Origin of the sequence: Dokdonia sp. Asnod2-E02, from assembly GCF_045063915.1 — a bacterium.
In the GTDB taxonomy this organism is placed as follows: Bacteria; Bacteroidota; Bacteroidia; order Flavobacteriales; family Flavobacteriaceae; genus Dokdonia.
In genome coordinates, this window is the sequence record NZ_JBEFNX010000005.1 from 2579934 (window position 1) to 2605738 (window position 25805).

Consider the following 25805-nt stretch of genomic DNA (forward strand, 5'->3'; position numbering starts at 1 on the left):
GTCGCTGCTCATTTTTGCAATCGCTTTTTCAACAGACTAACAGTACTTAGAGATGAACTATATCCTTTTTGACGGTAACGTACGCAATCAACTTTTACCTTTTACTTATACAAAACCCGTAGCAGACTTGCGCATAGGGATACTTACCATACGTGAGAAGTGGGAGTTTGTACTAGGTTCTACAACCTCTACCGTTACAGAAGAGTATCTCTCAGAAAGATGGCCTATGGTTGAGCTGGAGGTAAATGTGATGATTAATGCATCATATCTCCCTTCTCCTAATCTCGCCCAGATTATTAAAGGCCTAGAACCACAACAAGCCATTTTTGATGGAGAAGAAATCATTGCCTTTTATGTAAAGGAGGGTGAAGAAGTAGATTTTGACACCTATGATTGTATACAATACACTGCACCAGATATTCTTACGGTAGCCCATACTTGGGATATTTTTGCCAAAAACGGTGAAGCAATCACCAGAGATTTTGAGATGCTTACCGAGGATAGAGAGTCTCAAGACATTCCAGAGCACGTAATAGCAATAAATAAAGATCAAATATTTATAGAGGAAGGAGCAACAGTTCACTACTCACATCTTAATGCGACAGATGGCCCTATTTATATAGGCAAAGATGCCCAGATTATGGAAGGAGCACTCGTAAGAGGACCTTTTGCAGTATGTGATCACGGAGCTGTAAAAATGGGCGCCAAGATTTATAGCGGTACAACCTTAGGTCCTCACTGTAAAGTAGGAGGAGAGGTAAATAACGCCGTGCTTATGGGGTACTCTTCAAAGGGTCACGATGGCTTTTTAGGGAATAGTGTGCTAGGAGAATGGTGTAATATAGGTGCAGATTCAAACAACTCAAACCTTAAAAATAATTATGCGCCCGTAAAGTTATGGGATTATGAGACAGGTCGCTTTGCAAATACAGGACTACAGTTTTGTGGTCTTATGATGGGTGACCACTCTAAGTGTGGCATTAATACAATGTTTAATACCGGTACCGTAGTGGGCGTGGCTTCTAATATTTTTGGGAGTGGTTTTCCACGTAATTTTGTTCCTTCATTTTCTTGGGGAGGTGCTAGTGGCTTTGTAACGCACAAAACAAATAAGGCCTACGAGACGGCAAAAATAGCAATGGCACGTCGTGATATAGAACTTACAGAACAAGACATCGCTATACTTGATCACGTTTTTGAAGAGACAAAGCAGTACCGTAGAGACTAGACTTATAAAGTAAGGTAATGAAGGACGAAAAATCTAGAATAAAAATTGCGCTAGCTTCCATTTTGCTTTTCTTACTTTTTATAGGGCTCGTAAAGGTGTTCAACGATGGGGTCATTGGCCTTAACTCAAACTTACTATTTGATAACTCTTTCTTAGTGGGTGTAATTCATATATTGTTAGGTATTCTCTCTGGTGTGGCATTTGTAATGGTATATAAAAGATATTATAGGGGTACAACACCATCAATTACCACCATTCTTGTCTTATTAATTTTAGTGCTCTTTGTTTCTGGTTTGGGTATAATATCTGGGATATCCTCAGTTTCTGGTTTAAGTAATGGAGCATCACAAGCGTATATAAAGGTTTTTACAGTACAACAGTATTGTGCAACAATCTCAACACAAGTAGTTGCTCCGCTTACAGTATTTGTATTTGCATTGCTAAAACTCTTAAAGAAAAAGGTTTAAAATTTTAATACTTGTGAGGATTAAAACCATTAGTAAAAATGAGATCCCACGGTATTACAGCTATCGCAAGCACAAATAGTATAAAGGCAATAATTGTCACGATTAGGACCTTACGTCTATAGCGTTTGTTATCTCTACGTATGCGTTTACGTATTTCCATAAGTTGATCAAAAGACGCTTTTTTAGGATCTTCCCACTTTTCGTTTACAGTAGATACAAAAGATAGATCACCTCTCTTACGCTTTTGCTTAAGAAGGTTTCTATTGTTTTTTATTACTTGATTTGCTGCAAGAGCTGCTCCACCGAATCCCATATCATTTTCATTTTGGTTACATAGATATGTTGAGGTATTTTATAAAATGTTACAGAGCTTTTGTGTTGTAATCCCTCTGTTAATGGGGTTTTAGCGTGATGTTCAGATAAACAAGGCTAGTAGAATTATAGGGAGAGGGTGGTTGAGTACGCTTTCGCGAAAGCGTAAAAAAAAGTAGAATTATTTTCTAATTAAATAAACTTACAAGCAAAATACTTACCACGGCAAGTGCAATACCTATCCAGTTTTTGAGGAGAAGTTTTTCCTTAAAAAACAAGATTCCTATAAAGGTACTTACCATCACAATGGCAACATTGTTTATGGTAAAAAGTGTAGAGCTATCAAATCTTGGATCTCGCAAAGCCTGCACAAGCATATAGATAGAAAAATAGTTAGGTATACCCAGACAGACACCTGCCACAATATTTTTGAGCTTAAATGTAAATGTCTTAGTGATGATTTGATACCCTATAATTAAAAAGCCAATACAAGCAGCAGCGCCAAAGATAGTTGCGCTAAAAATGGGTACATCTCCATTACTTACATAAGCACCCTCTATAAATTTAAGACTAGTATCTATCGCACCACTACCTAAGAACACAAGAATTGGGAAGATGAGGTTTTCTTTCTTTATAGCAATCCCATCTTTTGCTTTTACAGAGGCGAGATAAACGGCTATTAAAGCAAGTATGATCCCAAGGCTTTTGTAGAGCCCTAGCGACTCGTTGTAATAGAAAACGCCAAAAAGTATGGGAATCCCCACACTCATTTTGGTCGCAACCGATACCACAGAGAGCCCACTCTTTTGCGTAGTGTATGCCATTAAATTAAATACTATAATAAAGAGCACACCTAACCCAGCAGATGCATAAAACCACTCCTGCTCTGGAACTTGAGCCAGTGTCGTACCGCCCTCGTAAAACAAGATGCCACAAGTAAAGGCGACCACATAGTTTACGATTATAGCTTGTAGCGTATTTACTTCAAATTTTGAAAATAACTTGAAGATTACAAATATGAGACTGGAAGCCGCTATGCTTAGTAATAAGTAAATCAAGAGTCGCTGCGTGTGTAAGTGTCTAACCTGTCACCTTGTAAGTGTTGACTAGATTGTAGTGAAAATTGGCTTGTTTTCTTGGGAGCCTTTATACCGACATTAAAGTTTGTAAGGCCTGTAAATACGCTAGCCTCATCCCATAAAGCCGTATCTATAAAACGTTGTAGGGTAGCAGCGCCACCCTCTACAATAACAGATTGTATGTTATGCTCAAAAAGTTCTTTACAGATGCTTTTTGGGTCACTGTCTTTAAGCACTATTGTAGGTGCTTCATTATTAAATATGTGTAACTCCTTAGGTAGGTTACCTTGTGTGTCAATCACGATTCTGGTCGGGTTGCTGCCGTGCCAGTCACGTGTGGTAAGTGTAGGATTATCTTCTATAACGGTCTTGCCGCCCACTAAAATGCCCATCTCTTCGCTACGTAGTTTGTGCACTAGTTGTCTAGAGTGGGAATTTGTAATCCACACCGGTTCTTGCTTATCTCTGGTAGCAGGAGCTATAAAACCATTTGCGGTTTCGGCCCATTTTAAAATTATAAATGGTCGCTTCTCATTGTGATATGTAAAGAAGCGTTTATTTACCTCTTGACATTCTTTTTCAAGCACGCCTACGGTAACATCAACTCCAGCTTGCATAAGTTTTTTTATGCCAGCGCCGGCTACTTTGGCAAAAGGGTCTATGGTGCCTATCACTACGCGTTTAATTCCTGAGTCTATAACGAGATCTGCACAAGGAGGGGTTTTTCCCCAGTGTGAGCAAGGTTCTAGAGATACGTATAAGGTGGATTTGGCAATGAGTTCTGGGGTATTCGCTTTCGCGAAAGCGATACAATTTACCTCTGCGTGAGGACCGCCATATGCACTTGTATAACCTTCAGCAATAATCGTGTCATTATGCACAAGTACGGCTCCTACCGAGGGGTTAGGCATTGCTGCTGGAAGCCCATTTTTTGCAAGGGCAATACATCTTTTTATATAGGTGTTGTGTATCTTCACATCGCAAAAGTAAACGTTTAATTGTGATGAACAAACCAATCATTAGACCTATTCAAAAGGAAGATAATGCACAGGTAGCGGCCTTAGTGCGTAAGGTAATTTTAGATATGGGCGCTCCAAAGGAAGGAACCGCTTATGCAGATGCGGCGCTACATACTATGTATGAGCATTACGATAGGCCTAAAGCTGCATACTTTGTGGTAGAAGATGATGGCGCGGTAATAGGTTGTGCGGGCATCGCACAACTTGATAATTATGATGGTAATGTGTGCGAGTTGCAAAAGATGTACTTCTTAGAAGAAGCACGAGGCAAGGGTCTAGGGTCGGCTATGATGAAGAAGTGCCTAGATACGGCTCGTGATTTTGGGTTTGAGCAATGCTATCTGGAGACGATGCCCTATATGGAGGCAGCACAAAAATTATACAAGCGCACCGGTTTTGATTATATAGATGGGCCTATGGGTAATACAGGTCACTTTTCGTGTCCCGTTCATATGCTTATAAAACTATGAGTATAGACGATTTTCGCGCAGATTTCAGGAAGCAACTGGCCGCACTTTATGAGCCAGAAGAGGTCGAGAACCTATGCTTCTTAACGCTTGAGCACGTATTAAAAATGAATAGGGTTGAGATCTCGCTTTCGCGAAAGCAAAACATACACCCATCACAACGTAAAGAGCTTGAAGAAATAACAGCGAGACTGTCTAAGAGTGAGCCTATACAATATATTACAGGTAGCTCGTCATTTTACGGGCTTAACTTTCAGGTAAACCCAGCTACATTAATACCTAGGCCAGAAACCGAAGAGCTCGTTGCCTGGATTATTGATGATGTGGCGCAAGGTCTAATAAAAGAGGAAGCACAAGATATGCTACGTCTTTTAGACATAGGTACAGGTTCTGGTTGTATAGCCATTACACTTGCAAAAAACACCAATAAAGCAACAGTAGAAGCGGTAGATATCTCCCAGAATGCACTTGCCACAGCATATCAGAATGCTAAGGCAAATGGCGTGAAAGTAGACTTTTATAATCAGAACATTCTTGAGACGCAAGCCCTCGATGAAGTTTATAATGTTATCGTGAGCAACCCGCCCTACGTGCGTGAGCAAGAAAAGGCAATGATGAGAGCAAACGTGCTGAGCAATGAGCCGGATAGTGCACTATTTGTTTCAGATCAAGATCCTCTCATTTTTTATAGAAAGATTGGTGAGCTGGCCAGTAAAAGCTTAGCACCTGCGGGAGCTCTATATTTTGAGATTAATGAATATCTGGGTAGAGAGACTGTAGCGTTATTAAAAGATATAGGCTTTACAGACGTTGTGCTTAGAAAAGATATGTTTGGTAAAGATAGAATGATAAGGGCGTGTATGGCTTAAACCTAAGTGCGTTTAAATATTAAAACAATTGTTAGAAAAAAGAAATCGTATGAAGTTAGCTTCTATTTGTGTGTACTGTGGTAGCAGTGCAGGAACTGATCCGGAGATTATAAACCAAGCTCGCTTGCTAGGAGCCACACTGGCAAAAAAGGATATGACACTCGTATACGGTGCTGCCAAAATAGGAGTTATGGGAGCTGTTGCTCAGGGCGCTCTTGATGCAAATGGTAAAGTGATAGGGGTGATTCCGGCATTTTTACAAATTAAAGAAGTGGTGCATACAGGCCTTACAGAGCTTATAGTAAATGAGACAATGCACGAGCGCAAGATGAAGCTCCAAGAACTGTCTGACGGTTTTATAACACTTCCTGGTGGTTTCGGAACGATGGAAGAGCTTTTTGAGGTGCTTACTTGGAGTCAGCTAGCGTTGCACAAAAAGCCTGTGGGGATGCTCAATGTAAATGGCTTTTATGATGATCTTTTAAGTGCGCTTAAAAATATGGTAGACAAAGGTTTTCTTAAACAAGAAAATTATGACATCCTTCTTGTAGACACTACCATTGATGGTCTTCTAGATCAGATGGAGAACTTTGAGCCTATGGCAATGCCTAAGTGGTTAAAAGCTTCGCTGTCTGATAATGAGTAGTTTGACTGCGTTAGTTTACACGTAGTTTACTCTTAAGCGATGCAAAAGCGTTTTTTGTCTATTACTTAAGAGGTATCTTTATTTTGTTTAAGCTTTTGTCTAAAAATGTCTAGTTTGTAGTAATTAACTAAAACAATTATTTACAAATGAACACAAAGAAAAAATTTTTTGCAGAAGGTTTGGGCACATTTGCCTTGGTTTTGTTTGGTTGTGGAGCGGCAACTATTGCTAGTGTCTCACAATCTGGTCCCGAAGGAATAGGACTCTTAGGTATCTCGCTTGCTTTTGGATTTTCGGTAGTTGTGATGGCATATGCTATTGGTCCAATTTCTGGTTGTCATATTAATCCAGCTATTTCAATTGCAATGCTTGTTGCAGGTAAACTTAGCGCAAAAGATACCGTAGGTTATGTGATATCACAATGCATTGGAGCGATACTAGCTGCAGGCGTGTTATATCTATTAGCCTCTGGAAGTGCTGGTTTTACTATGCCAGAGTGGGGTCTAGGTAGTAATGGCTGGGGTGAAGGCTATCTGGGTAATTATAATATGACATCTGCTCTCATTGCAGAGTTTGTATTTACATTTTTGTTTTTACTCGTGATCTTTGGAACAACGGCAAAAAATGCATCTCCTCTTATGGCAGGTCTAGCTATTGGAATTTCTTTAGCCTTAATACATATGGTTGCAATCCCTATTACAGGTACGTCTGTAAACCCTGCAAGAAGTTTAGGTCCTGCACTATTTGCTGGAGGTAAAGCGATGAGCCAGTTATGGTTATTTATTGTTACACCTATTGCAGGAGGTATTTGTGCTGCATTAGTTAGAAATCTGTTTATAGAAGACTAACTTTTTATATAATAAATAGTGTAAACGCTGTTGCAATCTTCATTGTAACAGCCTTTCTTTTTGGTTATTTTTACATATGACTATTGAAGAACAAATCTTACAGCTTCGTCAAGAGCTACGCGAGCACAACTATAACTACTACACGCTAGATACGCCCACTATTTCTGATTTTGAATTTGATAAAAAATTAGAACAACTTAAGGCGCTAGAACTTGCAAATCCAGTATATGATGATCCTAACTCACCTACACATCGCGTAGGTGGTGCAGTGACTAAAAATTTTGAGACTATTGTACACGAGCATAGAATGTACTCCCTAGATAACTCCTACTCAAAGGAAGATCTTGAGGACTGGGAAGCCCGCGTAAAGAAAATGGTAGATGGTGAAGTGCATTATACCTGCGAGCTCAAGTATGATGGTGCTTCTATAAGTCTTACCTATGAAAATGGAGAGCTGCTCAGAGCTGTAACCCGTGGAGATGGATTACAGGGAGATGATGTAACTACTAATATTAAAACCATAAAGTCTGTTCCTTTAAAGTTAAAAGGAGATTATCCTCCTAAGTTTGACATACGTGGTGAGATTGTGCTTCCTTGGGACGGTTTTCACGCGATGAATGCAGAGCGCGAGGAACTAGGGTTTGAGTTATATCGTAATCCGCGTAATACCGCAAGTGGTTCTCTAAAACTTCAAGATAGTGCAGAGGTTGCAAAGCGACCATTGCAATGTTTACTTTATAATATTACCGGTAATAATCTAGGTATAACTACCCAGATGGAAAGTTTGCAAAAAGCTAGAGACTGGGGTTTTATGGTGCCAGATGCGGCAGTACTCGCAAAGAGTATTGATGAGGTGCTAGATTTTATTAATCACTGGGATAAGGCTCGTCACGATTTACCATATGAGACAGATGGTGTTGTAGTAAAAGTAAACGGACTCCAGCAGCAAGAGGAGTTGGGGTATACGGCAAAAGCTCCGCGATGGGCTATGGCTTATAAGTTTAAAGCAGAACAGGTGTCTACCCGCTTACGCGAAATAACATACCAGGTAGGTCGTACTGGAGCCATCACACCAGTGGCAAACCTAGAGCCTGTAGAGCTTGCCGGGACAACCGTTAAAAGAGCCAGCCTTCATAATGCAGATCAGATAGAACGACTAGACATACGAGAAGGTGATGAGGTTTTTGTAGAAAAAGGAGGGGAAATCATCCCAAAAATCATAGCAGTAGATCTTACAAAACGCCCAGCAGATTCTGAGCCTACCGAATATATAACTCAGTGTCCAGAATGTGATACTTCGCTAGTGCGTAAAGAGGGAGAAGCACAGCATTACTGTCCTAACGATATGGGTTGCCCACCACAAATTATAGGACGAATACAGCACTATATATCTAGAAAAGCAATGGATATTGATGGGCTAGGAGGTGAGACGGTAGCCTTGCTCGTAAGTGAGGGACTTATATCAAATTATACAGATTTATATGAGCTTACAGTAGCACAGTTACTTCCGTTAGAAAGAATGGCTCAAAAAAGTGCCGAAAACTTAGTGAATGGTGTGCAGGCGTCTGTTAAGATTCCTTTTGAGAAGGTGTTGTTTGGTTTAGGTATACGATACGTAGGAGAGACTGTTGCAAAGAAACTTGCAAAACATTACAAGTCTATTGATGCGATTATTTTGGCAACAGAGGAGGAGCTGGTTGCTGTAGATGAAATAGGAAGTAAGATTGCTGAGAGTGTAGTTGCATTTTTCGCGAAAGCGGAACATATAGCACTTATACAGCGTTTAAAATCTTACGGAGTGCAGCTAGAAATTTCTGCAGAGAAACTTGCAAACCAGTCAGATGTGCTTGCGGGTAAGACTTTTGTGGTCTCTGGTGTGTTTGAGATGCCACGTAATGATCTTAAAAAACTCATAGAAGATAATGGAGGGAAAGTCTCGAGTTCTATCTCATCTAAAACATCATACCTCGTTGCAGGCGAAAAAATGGGACCAAGCAAACTGGAAAAAGCTCAAAAACTAGGAATTACTATTATTTCTGAAATAGAATTCTTAGCTTTAACTAATGCTTAGAGAGAACTTTACCGGATATAGACTACATAGATCTATCAGTATTCTGTTAGGATTTATGATGATGCTTATACCTGTTTTCTTTGATCAAAACGCAATATTTTACTTGACTCCTTTTGGGTCATTATTCTTATTTATATACGTTTTTAAAGTAACAGGTAAGTTTAGTATTTCCTTTTTAATATTTTTAGCAGCAACGCTACTGTCGGAGTATTTGTTTTTAACAGATTATGAGAAAAATATAACACTTACGTGCCTAGTATCTATTATAGGGTATGCGGCACTCTTGTTTATTATGAAACCTGTATTAAAAAAACGAGTGACGGCCTTTTCAAAGCATAATCTCGTAGAGCTCATTGTGGGGTTTATAACACTTAGCTTTGTGCTGCTATACATTGTCTATCTAGTAATGCCGTTTATACCAGAAACGAGCCTCTTCTTGCTTACAGTGGTGGTTTTTGGAATTACAATGAGTGTTTGCTTTATAATACCTAATTACAATCTTCACCCAGATAATGTGGGTCTTATTATGATAGGAGGGAGTTATATAGCAGGTACCGTATTTGGCTTCATATACTACTTTCTTTATAATGAAATTCCTATGCTTATAATGGCCACATTTATGATGGTATTTATGAAAGTAACCTTAGCCACTTATATAACTAGGTTTAAACGCATAGAAAAAGAAAGTGCATATCAGGAGTATATCTAGATTATATATCTAGTACCAAGCTCGAACTCTCTAGATTGTTTTTGTCATCTAGGTAGAAATCAACTCTTCCTAGATTAATACCTCCCCAACCTACCTGGTTTACGAGTACAAATTTTTCGTTTTTGTTTTGAACAATTGTAGGTTTCTTTAAAAATGTATGTGTGTGACCTCCTATAATGAGGTCTATACCTTCGGTCTTTCCTGCAAGTGCTATATCAGATATGGTGTCTCTATTGCGATACTCATAACCTAGATGAGAAAGGCATATAACAAGGTCGCAGCGCTCCTTTTGTCTTAGGGTTTTAACAGTATCTGTCGCCATTTCTACAGGGTCTAGATATTTTGTCTCCTTAAACATATTTTGATTTACAAGGCCACTAAGTTTTATCCCTAGGCCAAAAACACCAATACGTACCCCATCTTTTACAAAAACCTTATAAGGTTTTGTGAGGCCATCCATTATGGTGTTTGAGAAGTCATAATTTGCTGTGAGAAGTTCAAAAGATGCATTAGGCATTTGAGCAGCTAGCCCACCTATACCATTGTCAAAATCGTGATTACCTATGGTAGCGGCATCATATCCCATCATAGACATAAGTTTAAACTCAAGCTCACCTCCATAAAAATTAAAGTAAGGAGTACCCTGAAAGATATCACCTGCATCAAGAAGTAATGTGTTTGGGTTTTCTTTACGTACAGCCGTGATAACTCCCATTCTTCTGGCAGCACCACCTAAGTTTGCATATTTTGGATCGTTAGAAGGGAAAGGCTCTATGTGGCTATGCAAATCATTAGTATGTAAAATGGTAATGTGTTTTTTTTGCTTTCGCGAAAGCGTATCTACACCCATACCCATTGTTAACCCTCCTAATCCTACAAGACTTGTTGCTGCGGCGGTTTGCTTTATAAAAGTTCTACGTATCATTTGCTATCTCTTGTAAATCTGTTATCTCTTACGGGTGCGATGGTGTCATACTTTTTAAAATAATCGATGAGCACATTTCTTATTTTATAATCTAGCGGAAGCGTGCTTACCGGGTTTTCAAAAAAGGTCATATGGTCACCACCATTCTTAAGGTAGTCGCTAGTTGCGACAAAGTAAGTTTCGTTATCATCAATATCTTGGCCTTGTACTTGTGTCCTTAGAAGATCACCTGTGGCCGATAGTTGTACTTCCATACCTGCGATGGGGTGTGCACTTCCACCCTTTAAGTATTCAAAAAGAGATCTCATTTGCTTACCACTAAGCTCTACGACAACCACTTCGTTTTCAAAAGGCATTAACTCGTAAGCCGTTCTGGTGGTAATGTTTCCTTTATTAAGAGCAGAGCGTATACCCCCATAATTGAGTAACACTGCGTTAAAGGGATATCCGGTTCTTTTTTGGAATATAGGGTTTGCCATTTCATATACAGCATCTGCCATCATATTGCCTACTGCTGTGTTGAGCTTGCCATCCTTTTTTGTGTATGAAGCGGGCGCAATGGCTAGCACACTATCCATTTCTGCCTGTATAGCTTCCTTGTATGGAAGTATGGCTTGAGTTATCTCTTCACTCGTTGGGCTATTTTGATTTACAGGGATAATTTCACCTTTTATGCGCTCTGGAGCATAGTGAGACTCTTCCTTACAAGAGATTGCTGTTGTATATATAACAATAGCATAGATGATAGTTAAAAGCGTAGTCCTCCTCATAATTTATGGCGTAGGTAGCAGTAAATTTTATCTACATTTGTTCAAAAGTAAAGTTACATGTTTTTAAACGGATTAAAAGCAAAATCCATTCTCAAGCAAATAGATAAGGTGCAACTTGCACGCAATTATAAGGCGAGCAAGGGTGGCGTGGCGACAGTTGCAATTTTGCAAGAGATGGATAAGCCTTTTGACACAAAACATCTTACAAAGTTGTGTAAAGCTATGGGGGTAAAACCTAAAGATGTAACAATACTTGAGTATGTAAAAACCTTGACAAAAGAGCAGCGTGAGCAACCACAGTTATTTTCAGACAAGCAAGTAGGGTGGAAAGGAGTTTTTAAAACAAAATCGCTCAAAGATTTTAGTGCAACCCCTTTTGATATTTTAATAAGCTACTACACGCCAGAAAATTTATCGCTTAAGGCAATGACAGCACTCTCTGTTGCAAAGTTTAAAGTAGGTGTCAACCCAGAGATGGAAGCCTACAACGATCTTACGATACACGTAGCTACAGATCAAGAAGTTGTTTTTACAAAAGAATTAGAAAAGTATTTAAAAATTTTAAAAGTTATAAATTAATGCAGGAGTTAAGGGGTACAGGTGTTGCTCTCGTTACACCATTTAATGAAGATTTGTCTATAGACTATAATGGACTTACTAAGCTGGTAGAATATTGTATTTCTGGCGGTGTAAATTATCTAGTGGCGCTAGGTACCACGGCAGAGAGTGCTACGTTATCTAGTGAAGAGAAGCAGACGGTGGTTGCTCATATTATTAAAGTGACAAACGGTCGCTTACCTGTCGTACTAGGTGTGGGGGGTAATCATACTGCCGCAGTTGTAGCAGAACTTAAAAATGGTAAGTATGATGGTATAAGCGCTATACTATCGGTATCTCCGGCTTATAATAAACCTACTCAAGAAGGAATTTATCAGCACTTTGCGGCTGTAGCTACAGCTAGCTCTTTGCCGGTTGTCTTATATAATGTGCCAGGTAGAACATCTAGTAATATGTTACCAGAAACTACGGCGAGACTTGCCAGAGATTTTGATAATATCATAGCAATTAAAGAGGCTACTGGTGATATGTCACAGGTGCTTGAATTAATACACAAAACCCCAGATGATTTTATGGTGATCTCTGGAGATGATACACTTTCTTTATCATTAGTTTCGGCTGGTGGTAGTGGTGTGATATCTGTAATAGGGCAAGGTATTCCAGAAGTTTTTACAGAGATTATAAATAATGGTTTAGATAACGCTTTCGCGAAAGCGTACAAAGAACACTTTAAAATATTAGAACTTATAGATCTTATTTTTGAAGAGGGTAACCCTGCCGGTATTAAATCATTGCTAGCGCATCAGGGTGTGTGCAAGCCCTTTGTGAGATTGCCACTAGTAAAAGCTACAGATGAATTGCATCAAAAGATAGGAGCATTTTTAAACACTTTGTAGAAGTTGTTAAACGTATGCTAACAAAATAAATACTAGGGTAAAAGCGTTTATTTTTGGGCTACATTAATTAAGTTATGTTATGTGATTGATTTTACGTAATTTTGCCTGCTGTTTTTAACACTTATGAAGAATATATTTTTCCTACTAGTTGCAGTTGTTTTATTGAGCTCTTGTTCGGCGTATCAAGATGTTCTCAAAAACGATGATATAAAAGCAAAGTACACATTTGCAGATTCCTTGTATTCTCAAGGTAAATACAAAAAAGCATTAAAGCTTTGGGAGCAAATTGTGCCACTTTACAGAGGACGCCCTCAAGCAGAGCGTGTCTCATATCTTTATGCAAATACGTTTTATGAACTAGGTGACTACTATCAAGGTGGGTACCAATTTGAGCGTTTTGTAAAATCTTTTCCTCAAAGTGAGAAGAGAGAAGAGGCGGCTTATAAAAGTGCAGAGAGCTATTATAATAGATCACCTAGATTTAACTTAGATCAAGGCGATACATACATAGCAATGGGTAAACTTCAAGATTTTATAAATCAGTATCCAGATTCTGAGCGTCTAGATGATGCAAATGCAAAGGTACAGGAGCTTAACCAGAAGATAGAGCGCAAGGCTTACGAGATAGCAAAAGGATATAATAAAATAGGAGAGAGTAGAGGTACATTTCCAAACGCGATAAAAGCGTTTGATAACTTTTTACTAGATTTCCCAGGGTCTAAGTATCGTGAGGATGCTTTGTACTGGAAGTTTAACTCTACTTATCAACTAGCATTAGGAAGTGTAAGACGTCGCCAGGCAGAAAGACTTGAGGATGCAAAAGAAGCATATAACGCCTTAGAGAAGTATTTTCCAGAAGGAAAGTATAGCGAGCAGGCAGCAGAAGAAGTAGCAGCTGTAAATGAAGCGCTGCTAGCAATGGAAACTTTAAATTAAAGAAGAATATTATGAATATTAAGGACTTAGACGCACCTTTAAGCACAACTACAATTGACAAGAATCTTGTAGATGCCCCTACAGATAACATCTATGAGGCAATTTCTATAATTGCAAAACGTGCTTCACAGATCAATACTGAGATCAAAAAGGAGCTTTCAGAAAAACTAGATGAGTTTGCTACATTTAATGATAGTCTTGAAGAAATCTTTGAGAACAAAGAGCAGATAGAAGTATCTAAGTTTTATGAGCGTCTACCTAAAGCTCACGCACTAGCAGTGCAAGAGTGGTTAGAAGATCGTATTTACCACAGAGATCCATCTGTTACTGAAGAAAAAAGTAACGACTAGATAGATGTCAGTATTAAGCGGTAAAAAAATACTTTTAGGAGTAACCGCTGGCATTGCAGCATATAAAAGCGCCAGTCTTGTGAGAGCATTCATAAAGGCTGGCGCTTCTGTGCAAGTAGTAATGACAGAGAAGGCAAAAGACTTTGTTACTCCGCTTACATTAAGTACACTCTCTCGTAATGAGGTGCACTCATCATTTACACTTGAGGGTGATGATAATGCGGTGTGGACAAATCACGTGGAGCTTGGGCTGTGGGCAGACCTTATGGTTATAGCTCCTGCAACAGCAAACACGCTTTCAAAAATGGCAAATGGGGCTTCAGATAATTTGCTGCTAGCCACATACCTAAGTGCAAAGTGTCCTGTGTATTTTGCTCCAGCAATGGATCTTGATATGTATATCCATCCTTCATCTACAAATTCTTTTCAGAAACTGCAGTCTTACGGTAATGTAATGATAGAGGCTACCAGTGGTGAACTTGCTTCTGGTCTGGTAGGTAAAGGACGTATGGCAGAGCCAGAGGATATCGTGACATTTATTGAGAATGATGTAATGGGTAAGTTGCCTTTAAGAGGTAAACGTGTGATGATTACAGCAGGACCTACTTATGAAGCAATAGATCCCGTACGTTTTATAGGAAATCACAGTAGTGGTAAGATGGGATGCGAGCTTGCTTTAAGAGCAGCAGACCTGGGTGCGACAGTAGATCTTATACTGGGACCTAGTGCTATAAAAGTAAATCATAGTTTAATTACAGTGCATAATGTAGTCTCTGGTGAGCAAATGTATGATGCTGCACACGCCGTATTTGATAAGGTAGATGTAGCAATCGCAGCAGCAGCGGTGGCAGACTATAAGCCATCGCAAGTAGCAGAGGAGAAGATCAAGAAAAAAGACACTTCGATGCAAATAGACTTAGTAAAAACTAAGGATATTCTTGCATCACTGGGAACTATTAAAAAAGATCAATATCTTTTAGGCTTTGCATTAGAGACCCAAAATGAACTAGAAAATGCAAAGAAAAAGCTCGAGAAGAAAAATCTTGACGCGATTGTTTTAAACTCTTTGCGAGATAAAGGTGCAGGGTTTCAGACCAAAACCAATAAAATTACGTTTATTGAAAAAGACGGTTCGGTTACGGAGTATGATTTAAAGACTAAAGCCGAAGTGTCTATTGATATATTTGATAAAATAGCCGAAAAAATATGATGAGAGTACTTACATTCTTAGTGGTTCTATTTTGCTCATTTAGCCTTGTAGCACAAGAGCTTAATGCTGTTGTGATTATAAACGCAGAGCAAACTAATAAAGCAGATTTACAAGTTTTTAAAACTTTAGAACGCTCACTTACGGAGTTTATAAATACCACAAAGTGGACAGATAAACGTTTTAAGCAACAAGAGCGTATAGACTGTTCTTTTAATGTAATTATTACTCAGCAGGATGGTAACAACTTTCGCGCAAGCGTACAAGTAGGAGCATCGCGACCTGTTTTTGGTTCTAATTATGATACGCCTACGTTTAACTTTAACGATAAGCAGTTTGATTTTGAGTACACAGAGTTTCAGCCGCTTATTTTTAACCCTAATACGTTTGACTCAAACTTAGTTTCTGTAATTGCCTTTTATGCTTATACTATCTTAGGTATGGATGCAAATACGTTTAAGCTCAATGATGGTGATGGGTATTTTCAGATTGCAAAGCAAATAGTAACTACTGCACAACCTAGTAGTGAGACCGGATGGAACCCTCAAGACGGGTCACAGTCTAGATATAGGTTAAATGAAGATTTACTTTCTCCTAACTTTAGAGAGTTTGCAGGTATAATGTATACGTATCATCGTACAGGTCTCGATTTTATGGGTGAAGATAAAAAGCGTAGTAAACAAACACTTGCTACCACCTTATCTCAATTTAGGTCTATGTACAATAAGAGGCCTAATAATTTTTTAACCCGTGTATTTTTTGATACTAAGGGAGAGGAGATTGCATCAATCTTTTCTGGCGGTCCTTCTGTGAATGTAAAATCTCTTACAGAGGTGCTTAATCAGGTAGCGCCTACTAAGTCAAATTACTGGAGACAAATCACATTTTAATAGTATATAATAAAGACAATCCTTAATTTTAAAATTCCCGTGTTACGGGAATTTTTTATTAAATATTAAAAGCGCGTTGCGTATTTCTTTTACTTAAATCTATCATCATTGCTTACTTCTCTTTCTATAAAAAATTATGCACTTATTCAATCTGTACAATTACAGTTTGATAAAGGGTTTACTGTTATAACAGGAGAGACAGGTGCTGGTAAGTCTATACTGCTAGGAGCACTAGGTCTTATTACAGGAAAACGTGCAGATATGTCTAGCGCTGGAGATGCGTCTCAAAAATGTGTAGTAGAGGGTGTTTTTGCTATAAGTGACTACCACCTCAAAACTTTCTTTAAGGCTAATGATCTCGATTATGATGCATCTACTATTATAAGAAGGGAAATTTTACCTTCTGGAAAAAGTAGAGCCTTTATAAATGATACGCCCGTAACACTGTCACAACTTTCCACACTGGGTGCTAGGCTAGTAGATATACATAGCCAGAATAAAACGCTGCAGGTGGTAGAAAATGATTTTCAATTTGAGATGATTGATACCTTCTCAAACAGTGTGGCATTATTAAAAAAATATAGAACGGCCTACACTCAGTGGAAGACTTCAAAAGCGGCCCTGGTCGAACTTTTAGAAAAAAAGAAGCAAGCCCAGCTAGAGTATGATTATCAATCTTTTCTTTTTACAGAGCTTGATGAGGCAACCTTAAAGGTAGGAGAGTATACAGAGATAGAAGAGGAGCTTAACACATTAAGCAATGCAGATGAGATTATGCAGCAGCTAGCTACAGCTGTGCAAAATGTATCTCTAGAACAAACTGGAGCTATAGATCAACTTGCCGCAGCTAGAGCAGCGCTGGGTAGACTAAATAGTTATGGTACTCAATATACAGAATTGTATGAGCGGCTTAATAGTACACTACTTGAACTAGAAGATATAGGAGAAGTACTTAGTCAGGTTTCTGATAATGTAGATGCAGACCCACTTACACTAGAACGACTCAATACACGTATGCAGTTATTGCACTCGCTTATTAAAAAACATCAAGTAGGCAGTGTAGAAGAACTTATAGAGATACGAGATAGACTAGATAATGATTTACAAGATATCGCAGGGGTAGATGATAAGATAGAAGCGCTAGAAGCTCAGATACAATTAGAAAAGGAAAGTGCATTTGCACTGGCTTCTCAGTTACATAAAGATCGTGCCGCTGCAATACTACACCTTACCTCACTAGTAGAAAAACTACTTGTTGAACTTGGTATGCCTAATGCACAGTTTGCAGTTCAGTTAGATTCTCAAGATACTCTTACAGCAACAGGAACAGATAACTTAGAATTTTTGTTTTCGGCAAATAAAGGGAGTAATCTAAAGCCTTTAGGTAAAGGAGCCTCTGGTGGTGAGCTCTCTAGAGTAATGCTCGCCCTTAAGTCTGTTCTTAGTAAACATAAACAATTGCCTACACTTATTTTTGATGAGATTGATACCGGTGTGAGCGGAGATATTGCAGTAAAGATGGGAGCTATCTTGAAGAAAATGGGACGTACAATGCAACTTGTAAGTATCACCCACTTACCGCAAATTGCTGGCCAGGGTGCTTCACATTTTAAAGTGTATAAGAAAGATACAAATGAGCGCACCCAGACTTACATAGAACGCCTTAATGAGGATGAACGTATTGTAGAGATAGCGGCTATGCTAGGCGGGGGGCAACACAGTGACGCGGCAATTGCTCACGCAAAAAATCTACTAAACTAGTGTGGTTTAAGCAGAAACCACGATATTTACACCTCCATAACGGAGCAGGCCGAAAACCTAACTAGAATACATCAAACCATTACTGTTATTATGAGTTATAACTTACTTAAAGGAAAACGCGGAATTATTTTTGGAGCATTAGATGCAAATTCAATCGCTTGGAAAACAGCAGAGCGTGTACACGAAGAAGGAGGATCTTTTGTGCTTACTAACGCACCTATCGCTATGCGTATGGGTCAGATTAACGAGCTTGCAGAAAAGACAGGGTCAGAAATCATTCCTGCAGATGCTACATCGCTAGAAGATCTAGAAAACCTTGTTACAAAAGCACAAGAAATACTAGGAGGTAAGTTAGACTTTGTACTTCACTCTATAGGGATGTCTGTAAACGTACGTAAAGGACGTGCTTATACAGATCAAAAATATGACTGGACACAAAAAGGTACAGATGTATCTGCAATGTCTTTTCATAAAGTAATGCAAACACTCTACAAGCAAGATGCTATGAATGAGTGGGGAAGTATCGTAGCTCTTACCTATATGGCAGCTCAGCGTGTATTTCCGGATTATAACGATATGGCAGATAATAAGGCATACTTAGAGTCTATCGCGCGTAGTTTTGGATATTTTTATGGTAAAGAAAAGAACGTACGTGTAAACACAATATCACAATCACCTACACCTACTACGGCAGGTCAAGGAGTAAAAGGTTTTGACGGTTTTATCGCTTATGCAGAGAAGATGAGCCCGCTAGGTAATGCTACGGCACAAGACTGTGCAGATTATACCATCTCACTATTTTCAGACCTTACAAAGCGTGTAACAATGCAAAACCTTTATAATGACGGAGGTTTCAGCAACACTGGAGTAAGTAATGAGGTGATGGACGCTTTTATGAAAGCCGAAGGACACGAATAAACTTTAGTACGCTTTCGCGAAAGCGTAATCAAACCCATACCAACCACCGTCTATATGTCGGTGGTTTTTTATTGTCTAGCCTGCAGCTATGTCTTAGCTTTGTTTTATATGCAACTTTCATATTCATTTATTATTCCCGTTTATAATCGACCAGATGAGGTGGCCGAACTCCTTGCTAGTTTTAACCAGCAAGAGACCACTATTCCTTATGAGATTGTAATTATTGAAGATGGCTCCAGCATACCCTGTAAAGAAGTTATAGACGCTTACCCAGATCTTGATATTACCTATTTAACAAAGCCTAACTCAGGCCCAGGGAGTTCTCGCAACTATGGGATGGAGAGAGCGAGAGGTAATTATTTTATCATACTAGATTCAGATTGTATGTTGCCTCCACAGTATGTTGAGGTGATGGATAAAAAGTTAAAGGAGCGATATGTAGATTGTTTTGGAGGTCCAGATGCAGCACATCCAGATTTTTCTAACTTGCAGAAGGCTATAAGTTATAGTATGACGTCGTTTTTTACCACGGGAGGTATACGCGGCGGAAGTGAAGATGCCGGAAAATTTCAACCTCGTAGTTTTAATATGGGATTGTCTAAAAAGGCTTTTCAAGCTAGTAAAGGTTTTGGAGATATTCATCCCGGAGAGGATCCAGATCTTGTATTGCGATTATGGGATCTAGGTTTTAAAACGGCGCTTATACCAGAAGCTTTTGTCTATCATAAACGTCGCATCTCTTGGAAAAAGTTCTATACTCAAGTTCATAAATTTGGACTAGTGCGACCTATACTTAATTTATGGCACCCCAGTACTGCAAAGCTCACTTACTGGTTTCCCACTTTGTTTATCATAGGTCTAGTAGTAAGCTTGATGATAGCATTGCTAGGTAATACGATATTGCTCAAGCTTTACGCATTGTATGTTGTGATTATTTTTGTGCACTCAAGTATCATAAATAAAAGCCTTGTGATAGGTTGTCTAAGTATTGTTGCAACCGGTATTCAGTTTTATGGCTATGGTACGGGTTTTCTATCTTCTACAATAGCAGTAAAATGGTTGAGAGAGCTTCCGCGAAAGCGTTATCCACATCTTTTTTTTAGTACATTAGATAAATAAAAGGAACCATCATAAATGTTTAGAGGAAATAAGATTAACAGTGTGAGTGCAAGAGAGTTTTTATTCTTCTTGCTGTTTACAACTATCATTGCTGGTCTCATAAAATTATCTAAGACATATAAAACGCAATATGAGGTAACTGTCGAAGTTGTAGATATTCCTTTAGACAGAACGATACAAGAGATAAATCCAGAACTTATAAAGATAAATGCAGAGGGGTCTGGTTTTTCTTTACTCACAAATGCAATAGACACACCGGTATTAAGATTGCCCTTTAATGAACTTAATAAGGTGTCTGGTGAGACGTATCAATATAATATTACGGCAAGATCACTTGCTCTTAAGGAGGTTATAGATAATGAAGGCTCTGTTCTTGCAATCGCTCCTTCTCAAGTAGTAATAGCGGTAGACTCTGTAGCATCAAAGCGTATACCTGTATTATCAAAAATTACATTTTCATATAAAACGGGATATGGCGCTAAGAGTAAAATGCGTATTGAACCAGATAGTATTACCATAGTAGGGCCGGCTGGCTCAATCACAAAGGTTAACGAGGTGTTTACGACTTCAAAAGAATTACTGGAGATAGATAGTAAGATACAAGATCAAGTTGCACTATCTATGTTAGAATTGCCAGAAGATGTGCGCTTATCGCAAAAGGAAGTAGCGGTTATACAAGATGTATCAAAATTTACCGAAGGTAAGATAGTGGTACCTATTACTATATTAAACGACGCAGATGCTCAGGTTAAAATTCTTCCTAAAATAGCAGAAGTAAGTTATATAGTCGAGCTAGAAAATTTTGACAAAATAACTGCGTCAGATTTTCTAGTAACTTGTGATTATGCAAATGCAACAGATACAGATGCTTACCTACCTCTTAAAATATCTAAAGCACCTGCAAGTGTTAAGGTTGCCAGACTCATTAATAAGCAGGTTAAGTTTATTGTAATTAATTAATTATGGTTGTAGTAGGAATCACAGGAGGTATAGGAAGTGGCAAAACAACCGTTTCTGGTTTTTTTGAAGAATTAGGCATACCTGTCTATATTGCAGATGTTGAAGCAAAGTTGCTTATGAATACAGATAAGCAATTGCAACAAGAAATAATTAATCTCCTCGGAAAAGAGGCTTATGTAGATGGAGTTTTAAATAGGCCATTTATTGCTAGTAAAGTGTTTAACTCAAAAAAAATGCTATCTAGTCTCAATGCTATAGTACATCCTGCAGTTAGAAAACACTTTGAAGAGTGGGTTTCTGCTCAAAAAGCTCCTTATGTAATGCAAGAAGCTGCAATACTTTTTGAAAATGGTGGATATAAATTATGTGACTTTACCATATTAATTACAGCACCTATTAAAGAGCGTATCTCACGTACTATAAAAAGAGATGGTACGACAGAAAACGAGGTAATTAAGAGAATGAAAGCACAATGGTCTGACGATCGTAAGGCTGCAATGGCAGATGTTGTGATAGAAAACATCATACTTGAAGATGCAAAAAAGGCCGTAGCACGCATTCACACCCATATTATGGTGCGTATAGGCAAGGGCTGGACATAGCATAACTACCGCTTGTTAACATTTGGTTAAACCGAAACCGCCTGAAATGTTAAAATCTTATTTTTGGGTAGTGAACAAAAAACTATTTTACTTATTAATTGTGCTTATGAGCTTATCGCTTATAGGTATCATATTTGTACAAGGCTATTGGATATCTAGTAGTGTAGATGCTAAGCGTGAGCAATTTAGCTTTAACGCTACTCAGGCACTCTCTGCTGCGGTAGATAGGATAGAAAATCGAGAGCTAGAGGATTACTATTATCCGGTACAGAAAATGGTAGATAGTATTGGACTTCCAGACGAGTTGTCTTTTGAAGAATACTTTTACATTAATGAAGATCTTGTAAATAATGAGATTACTTTATACAGTAGCGGCATTTTACAAGAAGACTTTAAAATCACAGCTCCAGGATTTACAGGTGAAGAAGGAGATAGTATAGAGTTTAAAAGATATGCAAACAGAAGATCTACTCAAATCATAAAAAAGGGTAGCCTAGATGGTAATGAAAGTTCAACGTCAAATAGGATACAAGAATTTTCTAGATTGCTCGATTACGAAAAATACCAATTTTCTGGAATTGTAAGCGATATAGCAAATAGAATACCTATACACAAGCGAGTTACAGAGGAGGAGATTAGTAAACTTCTTACTATAGAGCTTGTAGAGCGCAATCTTGAAACAGATTTTGAATTTGGAGTATATAGTAATGATTTATTAACAAGAGTACGATCTAAAGATTTTAAATTTAGAAAATCGGCGCCAGGGTATAGTGAGCCTATTTTTCTATATAATAAGGATGTAAGCGATTACTCTTTATACGTTCAGTTTCCTGGTGAAAAGAAATTTGTAATTTCTTCTATACTAGGTATGGCAGGGTTGTCTATTATTTTTACTCTCATTATCGTGATTGCATATTCTAGTGCTTTACACCAGCTTAATAAGCAGCGACAGATATCACAGATAAAGACAGACTTTATAAACAATATGACCCACGAGTTTAAAACACCTATCGCTACTATAAACCTAGCCCTAGATGCACTTAAAAACTCAAAGATCTCAAGTAACCCAGAAAAGGTAAGCTATTATCAAGGTCTTATAAGAGAAGAAAATAAACGTATGCACGGTCAAGTAGAGAATGTTTTACGCATCTCTAAGCTTGAAAAAAATGAACTAGATATCAATAAGGAGCGTCTTGATATGCACGAACTTGTTGAAGATGCTAGTAACCACATACTTCTTTTAGTTGAAGATCGTGGTGGGTATATAAACTTGCATCTAGATGCAGAGCGCACACCAGTGCTGGCAAATGAGTCACATTTTACAAATGTGTTAGTCAATATAATGGACAATGCAGTAAAATATACTCCAGAGGATAGAGCGCCAGAAATTGATGTCTACACAGAAAACTCTAAAGATTCTATCATCATTAAGGTTAAAGACAAAGGTGATGGAATGTCTAAAACTGTGCAGAAAAAAGTATTTGATAAATTTTACCGTGAGCACACGGGAGATATACATAACGTAAAAGGACACGGCTTAGGTCTTGCCTATGCAAAACGAATAGTAGATGATCACCAAGGTGAAATCTCTGTCGAAAGCGAAAAAGGAATGGGGAGCACATTCATAATCAAATTACCACTAATATCATTATAATATGGAAACTGAAAACAAAAAGATTTTACTAGTAGAGGATGATCCAAACTTTGGAACTGTTCTTAAGGATTACCTTATGATGAATGACTACGATGTCACTCACGCAAAGAATGGAATGGAAGGTTTTGAAAAATTCAAAAAAGATGATTACGATCTATGTATTTTAGACGTGATGATGCCTTACAAAGATGGATTTACACTGGCAAAAGAAATAAGAGAGAAGAACGAAGAAATTCCTATTATCTTCCTTACTGCAAAAGCGCTTAAAGAAGATGTTCTTAAAGGATATAAAGTAGGAGCAGATGATTATCTTAATAAGCCTTTTGATAGTGAGGTCTTACTTATGAAAATTAAGGCAATCATACAGCGCAAAGCTGTAGACTCTGTTGCAGACTCAAAACAGTTTGAGTTTAACATCGGGAACTTCCACCTTAACTCTAAGTTACGTTTCTTAACGTATAAAGAAGAAGAGCCTATAAAATTATCTCCTAAGGAAAATGAGCTATTACGTATGCTTGCCCTGCACGAGAATGATCTTATGCCACGTGAGCTAGCGCTTACAAAAATCTGGAGAGATGATAACTACTTTACTTCACGTAGTATGGATGTATACATCGCAAAGCTTCGTAAGTATTTAAAGAAAGATGACGTAGTTGAGATTCTTAACATACACGGAGAAGGTTTCCGTCTAGTAGTTAAGAAAGACGAGTAAGCATTTAATATCAAAAGATATTAGTGAGTTTATAAAACGTACCACTTTATGAGTGGTGCGTTTTCTTGTTTAAAAACGAAGCGATTTCTTCAAAAGGAGTTTCAAAATCAAACCAATGTATACTCGCATCTTTACGGTACCAGGTCATTTGTCTTTTGGCAAATCTTCGGGTGTTTGTTTTTATATTTTCTACAGCACGCTCTAGTGTAACTTTCCCTTCAAAATATTCAAAAAGCTCTCTGTAGCCCACAGTGATAAGTGCGTTATTTTGCTTTCGCGAAAGCAAACTTTCTACCTCCTCAACGAGTCCATTTTTAACCATAATATCTACACGCCTGTTTATACGATCGTACATAATCTCACGGTCTGCTTTAAGGCCTATTTTAATGGTTTGAAAATCACGGGCAGGTCTGGGCTTATCTCTAAAAGATGAAAATGCCTCCCCAGATGATAGGCAGACCTCGAGTGCTCTAATCACTCGTTGTGTATTATCTATGTCTACTTGAGAATAATAGGTGGGATCTTTTTCTTTAAGAAGCTTTTGTAAAGCTGTTTTGCCGTCTGTTTCTAGTAAAGTTTTAAGATCTTCTCTCACGCCAGGTTTTACCTCTGGAAATTCATCAAGACCATTTATAACAGCGTCTACATACATTCCAGAACCGCCTACCATAACGAGTTCATTGTACGTTTTGTGCAAGGTTGTAATCTTTTGTATCGCATCTTTTTCAAAATGGCCTACGCTGTAAGGCTCATCTACAGATAAGTGTTGTATAAAGTGATGGGTTGCTGCTGCAAGTTCTTCTGGCTCTGGTACAGCCGTACCTATGTACATTTCCTTAAAAAATTGCCTACTATCTGCAGAGAGAATCTCTGTATTAAAATGCTGGGCGACTTTTATAGAGAGAGCCGTTTTACCTATAGCGGTTGGTCCTACAATGGCAATGAGATACTTAGAAGTCACGATCAAGAGAGTTACCGCATTTATGACAAAACTCTGCATCATCACGATGCTTCTTTGCATTACAATTTTGGCAGCACTGTGTATTCATATGTACATAGTCTTCACCGTCTATTGTAACTTTAGAAGGCTCTGTATCTTTTGCATACTCTGCGCTTACGATTCCTGTAGGTACAGCAATAATACCGTATCCTAAAATCATAATAAGAGCAGCTATAAATTGACCAAGAGGTGTGACAGGTGCAATATCTCCAAAACCTACTGTTGTAAGCGTTACAATACACCAGTATACACTTACAGGTATGCTAGAAAAGCCACTCTCTTCTCCTTCTATCATATACATAACAGTACCCGCTATGATACAAAGTATAAGAACGGCAAATAAAAAGATGCTAATTTTTGCACGAGAGTCTTTAAGTGCTTTTGATAATTTATTAGACTCACCCACATATCTTGTAATCTTTAAAATCCTGAAGACTCTAAGCAAGCGCAGTGCTCTTACGGTTAATAGTGCATTAGAGCCAATAAAGAAGAATGCTAAGTATTGTGGTATGGTAGAAAAGAAGTCTATAAGACCGTAAAAACTAAAAATGTAAGTGCTAGGTTTTTTGATGGTAATTATTCTGGCAAAATATTCTAGCGTAAAGAATATGGTGATAATCCATTCTCCTATTTCAAAATAATCGTGAAATCTAGCATCAATGCTCTTAACACTCTCGAGCATTACCAAGGCTATACTTGCGAGTATAAGTATAAGTAATACTACGTCAAATAACTTTCCGGCAGGCGTATCTGCTTCATAAATGATATCGTGAAGTTTTCTACGCCAGGGTGATGTACTGTTTTTTGTCACTATTTGTAATGCCTATTATGT

28 protein-coding genes are annotated in these 25805 nt (G+C 38.2%); 21 read left to right on the plus strand and 7 right to left on the minus strand.

All coding sequences use genetic code 11. The annotated features are described in order from the left end of the window. The first annotated feature begins 52 nt into the window (after positions 1-52). Both ACJJVM_RS11720 and ACJJVM_RS11725 read left to right on the plus strand, forming a co-directional pair. Positions 53-1228 carry a GlmU family protein gene (locus ACJJVM_RS11720; RefSeq protein WP_298347848.1) on the plus strand — a complete coding sequence of 392 codons (1176 nt, stop codon included), beginning with the start codon at positions 53-55 and terminating at the stop codon, positions 1226-1228. 17 nt (positions 1229-1245) lie between these two features. After that, positions 1246-1695, plus strand: a complete 450-nt coding sequence (locus tag ACJJVM_RS11725; protein WP_405211777.1) for a hypothetical protein — start codon at positions 1246-1248, stop codon at positions 1693-1695. Positions 1696-1699: 4 nt separating this feature from the next. Here ACJJVM_RS11725 and ACJJVM_RS11730 read toward each other — a convergent pair whose 3' ends face one another. From ACJJVM_RS11730 to ribD, 3 genes are all read right to left on the minus strand, one after another. Next, positions 1700-2008 carry a hypothetical protein gene (locus ACJJVM_RS11730; protein WP_405211778.1) on the minus strand — a complete coding sequence of 103 codons (309 nt, stop codon included), beginning with the start codon at positions 2006-2008 and terminating at the stop codon, positions 1700-1702. Positions 2009-2195: 187 nt separating this feature from the next. Then, entirely contained in the window at positions 2196-3065 is an 870-nt protein-coding gene (locus ACJJVM_RS11735; RefSeq protein ID WP_405211779.1) for an EamA family transporter, read from the minus strand. Further along, positions 3062-4063 (minus strand): bifunctional diaminohydroxyphosphoribosylaminopyrimidine deaminase/5-amino-6-(5-phosphoribosylamino)uracil reductase RibD, encoded by a 1002-nt coding sequence (gene ribD, locus ACJJVM_RS11740; protein ID WP_405211780.1) that lies wholly within the window; start codon positions 4061-4063, stop codon positions 3062-3064. Before ribD ends, ACJJVM_RS11735 begins: the two co-directional genes overlap by 4 nt. A 26-nt stretch (positions 4064-4089) precedes the next feature. Between ribD and ACJJVM_RS11745 the strand changes: the two genes are divergently transcribed. From ACJJVM_RS11745 to ACJJVM_RS11770, 6 genes are all read left to right on the plus strand, one after another. Then, positions 4090-4575 carry a GNAT family N-acetyltransferase gene (locus ACJJVM_RS11745; protein ID WP_405212209.1) on the plus strand — a complete coding sequence of 162 codons (486 nt, stop codon included), beginning with the start codon at positions 4090-4092 and terminating at the stop codon, positions 4573-4575. Next, positions 4572-5441, plus strand: a complete 870-nt coding sequence (gene prmC, locus ACJJVM_RS11750; RefSeq protein ID WP_405211781.1) for a peptide chain release factor N(5)-glutamine methyltransferase — start codon at positions 4572-4574, stop codon at positions 5439-5441. The genes ACJJVM_RS11745 and prmC overlap by 4 nt, the downstream gene beginning before the upstream one ends. A 49-nt stretch (positions 5442-5490) precedes the next feature. Then, a complete protein-coding gene (locus tag ACJJVM_RS11755) occupies positions 5491-6087 on the plus strand; it encodes a TIGR00730 family Rossman fold protein (protein WP_035334305.1) in 597 nt (198 codons plus the stop codon). Positions 6088-6233: 146 nt separating this feature from the next. Then, the gene (gene aqpZ, locus ACJJVM_RS11760; RefSeq protein WP_021778408.1) at positions 6234-6935 is read left to right on the plus strand and encodes an aquaporin Z; all 702 of its coding nucleotides are present in this window, start codon (positions 6234-6236) and stop codon (positions 6933-6935) included. A 76-nt stretch (positions 6936-7011) separates the two neighbouring features. Beyond that, positions 7012-9006 carry an NAD-dependent DNA ligase LigA gene (ligA, locus tag ACJJVM_RS11765; protein WP_405211782.1) on the plus strand — a complete coding sequence of 665 codons (1995 nt, stop codon included), beginning with the start codon at positions 7012-7014 and terminating at the stop codon, positions 9004-9006. Beyond that, entirely contained in the window at positions 8999-9715 is a 717-nt protein-coding gene (locus tag ACJJVM_RS11770; protein WP_405211783.1) for a hypothetical protein, read from the plus strand. The genes ligA and ACJJVM_RS11770 overlap by 8 nt, the downstream gene beginning before the upstream one ends. Position 9716: 1 nt before the next feature. Here ACJJVM_RS11770 and ACJJVM_RS11775 read toward each other — a convergent pair whose 3' ends face one another. Both ACJJVM_RS11775 and ACJJVM_RS11780 read right to left on the minus strand, forming a co-directional pair. Then, positions 9717-10640 carry a bifunctional metallophosphatase/5'-nucleotidase gene (locus ACJJVM_RS11775; protein WP_405211784.1) on the minus strand — a complete coding sequence of 308 codons (924 nt, stop codon included), beginning with the start codon at positions 10638-10640 and terminating at the stop codon, positions 9717-9719. Further along, positions 10637-11410 carry a 5'-nucleotidase C-terminal domain-containing protein gene (locus ACJJVM_RS11780; protein WP_405211785.1) on the minus strand — a complete coding sequence of 258 codons (774 nt, stop codon included), beginning with the start codon at positions 11408-11410 and terminating at the stop codon, positions 10637-10639. The genes ACJJVM_RS11775 and ACJJVM_RS11780 overlap by 4 nt, the downstream gene beginning before the upstream one ends. A 57-nt stretch (positions 11411-11467) precedes the next feature. Here ACJJVM_RS11780 and ACJJVM_RS11785 point away from each other — a divergent pair, with 57 nt between their 5' ends. The 13 genes from ACJJVM_RS11785 to ACJJVM_RS11845 all read left to right on the plus strand — a co-directional run bounded on the left by ACJJVM_RS11785 (position 11468) and on the right by ACJJVM_RS11845 (position 23973). Next, positions 11468-11989 (plus strand): DUF6913 domain-containing protein, encoded by a 522-nt coding sequence (locus tag ACJJVM_RS11785; protein ID WP_405211786.1) that lies wholly within the window; start codon positions 11468-11470, stop codon positions 11987-11989. Beyond that, the gene (gene dapA / locus ACJJVM_RS11790) at positions 11989-12864 is read left to right on the plus strand and encodes a 4-hydroxy-tetrahydrodipicolinate synthase (protein ID WP_405211787.1); all 876 of its coding nucleotides are present in this window, start codon (positions 11989-11991) and stop codon (positions 12862-12864) included. Before ACJJVM_RS11785 ends, dapA begins: the two co-directional genes overlap by 1 nt. 123 nt (positions 12865-12987) lie before the next feature. Continuing rightward, positions 12988-13800 carry an outer membrane protein assembly factor BamD gene (locus ACJJVM_RS11795; RefSeq protein WP_298347862.1) on the plus strand — a complete coding sequence of 271 codons (813 nt, stop codon included), beginning with the start codon at positions 12988-12990 and terminating at the stop codon, positions 13798-13800. Positions 13801-13811: 11 nt separating this feature from the next. Next, positions 13812-14150 carry a DNA-directed RNA polymerase subunit omega gene (locus tag ACJJVM_RS11800; protein ID WP_021778416.1) on the plus strand — a complete coding sequence of 113 codons (339 nt, stop codon included), beginning with the start codon at positions 13812-13814 and terminating at the stop codon, positions 14148-14150. A gap of 4 nt (positions 14151-14154) precedes the next feature. Next, positions 14155-15360, plus strand: a complete 1206-nt coding sequence (coaBC, locus tag ACJJVM_RS11805) for a bifunctional phosphopantothenoylcysteine decarboxylase/phosphopantothenate--cysteine ligase CoaBC (protein ID WP_405211788.1) — start codon at positions 14155-14157, stop codon at positions 15358-15360. Next, positions 15357-16247 carry a DUF4835 family protein gene (locus ACJJVM_RS11810; RefSeq protein ID WP_363317789.1) on the plus strand — a complete coding sequence of 297 codons (891 nt, stop codon included), beginning with the start codon at positions 15357-15359 and terminating at the stop codon, positions 16245-16247. The genes coaBC and ACJJVM_RS11810 overlap by 4 nt, the downstream gene beginning before the upstream one ends. Positions 16248-16355: 108 nt before the next feature. Further along, complete coding sequence (recN, locus tag ACJJVM_RS11815; protein WP_405211789.1) at positions 16356-18008, plus strand: DNA repair protein RecN; 1653 nt, start codon at positions 16356-16358, stop codon at positions 18006-18008. Positions 18009-18098: 90 nt separating this feature from the next. Continuing rightward, complete coding sequence (locus ACJJVM_RS11820) at positions 18099-18926, plus strand: enoyl-ACP reductase (RefSeq protein WP_021778420.1); 828 nt, start codon at positions 18099-18101, stop codon at positions 18924-18926. A gap of 108 nt (positions 18927-19034) precedes the next feature. Beyond that, entirely contained in the window at positions 19035-20045 is a 1011-nt protein-coding gene (locus tag ACJJVM_RS11825) for a glycosyltransferase (RefSeq protein ID WP_405211790.1), read from the plus strand. Between the two features lie 15 nt (positions 20046-20060). Continuing rightward, positions 20061-21005 carry a hypothetical protein gene (locus ACJJVM_RS11830; protein WP_405211791.1) on the plus strand — a complete coding sequence of 315 codons (945 nt, stop codon included), beginning with the start codon at positions 20061-20063 and terminating at the stop codon, positions 21003-21005. 2 nt (positions 21006-21007) lie between these two features. Next, positions 21008-21607: a dephospho-CoA kinase gene (gene coaE, locus ACJJVM_RS11835; RefSeq protein WP_405211792.1), complete on the plus strand. Its 600-nt coding sequence runs from the start codon at positions 21008-21010 to the stop codon at positions 21605-21607. Between the two features lie 70 nt (positions 21608-21677). Continuing rightward, positions 21678-23261 carry a HAMP domain-containing sensor histidine kinase gene (locus ACJJVM_RS11840; protein ID WP_298347868.1) on the plus strand — a complete coding sequence of 528 codons (1584 nt, stop codon included), beginning with the start codon at positions 21678-21680 and terminating at the stop codon, positions 23259-23261. A gap of 1 nt (position 23262) precedes the next feature. Further along, on the plus strand, positions 23263-23973 hold the full coding sequence (locus ACJJVM_RS11845; protein ID WP_021778425.1) for a response regulator transcription factor: 711 nt from the start codon (positions 23263-23265) through the stop codon (positions 23971-23973). Between the two features lie 46 nt (positions 23974-24019). Here ACJJVM_RS11845 and miaA read toward each other — a convergent pair whose 3' ends face one another. After that, the gene (gene miaA, locus ACJJVM_RS11850) at positions 24020-24973 is read right to left on the minus strand and encodes a tRNA (adenosine(37)-N6)-dimethylallyltransferase MiaA (RefSeq protein ID WP_405212211.1); all 954 of its coding nucleotides are present in this window, start codon (positions 24971-24973) and stop codon (positions 24020-24022) included. After that, complete coding sequence (locus ACJJVM_RS11855) at positions 24924-25784, minus strand: ion transporter (protein ID WP_298347869.1); 861 nt, start codon at positions 25782-25784, stop codon at positions 24924-24926. Before ACJJVM_RS11855 ends, miaA begins: the two co-directional genes overlap by 50 nt. Positions 25785-25805 lie beyond the last annotated feature (21 nt).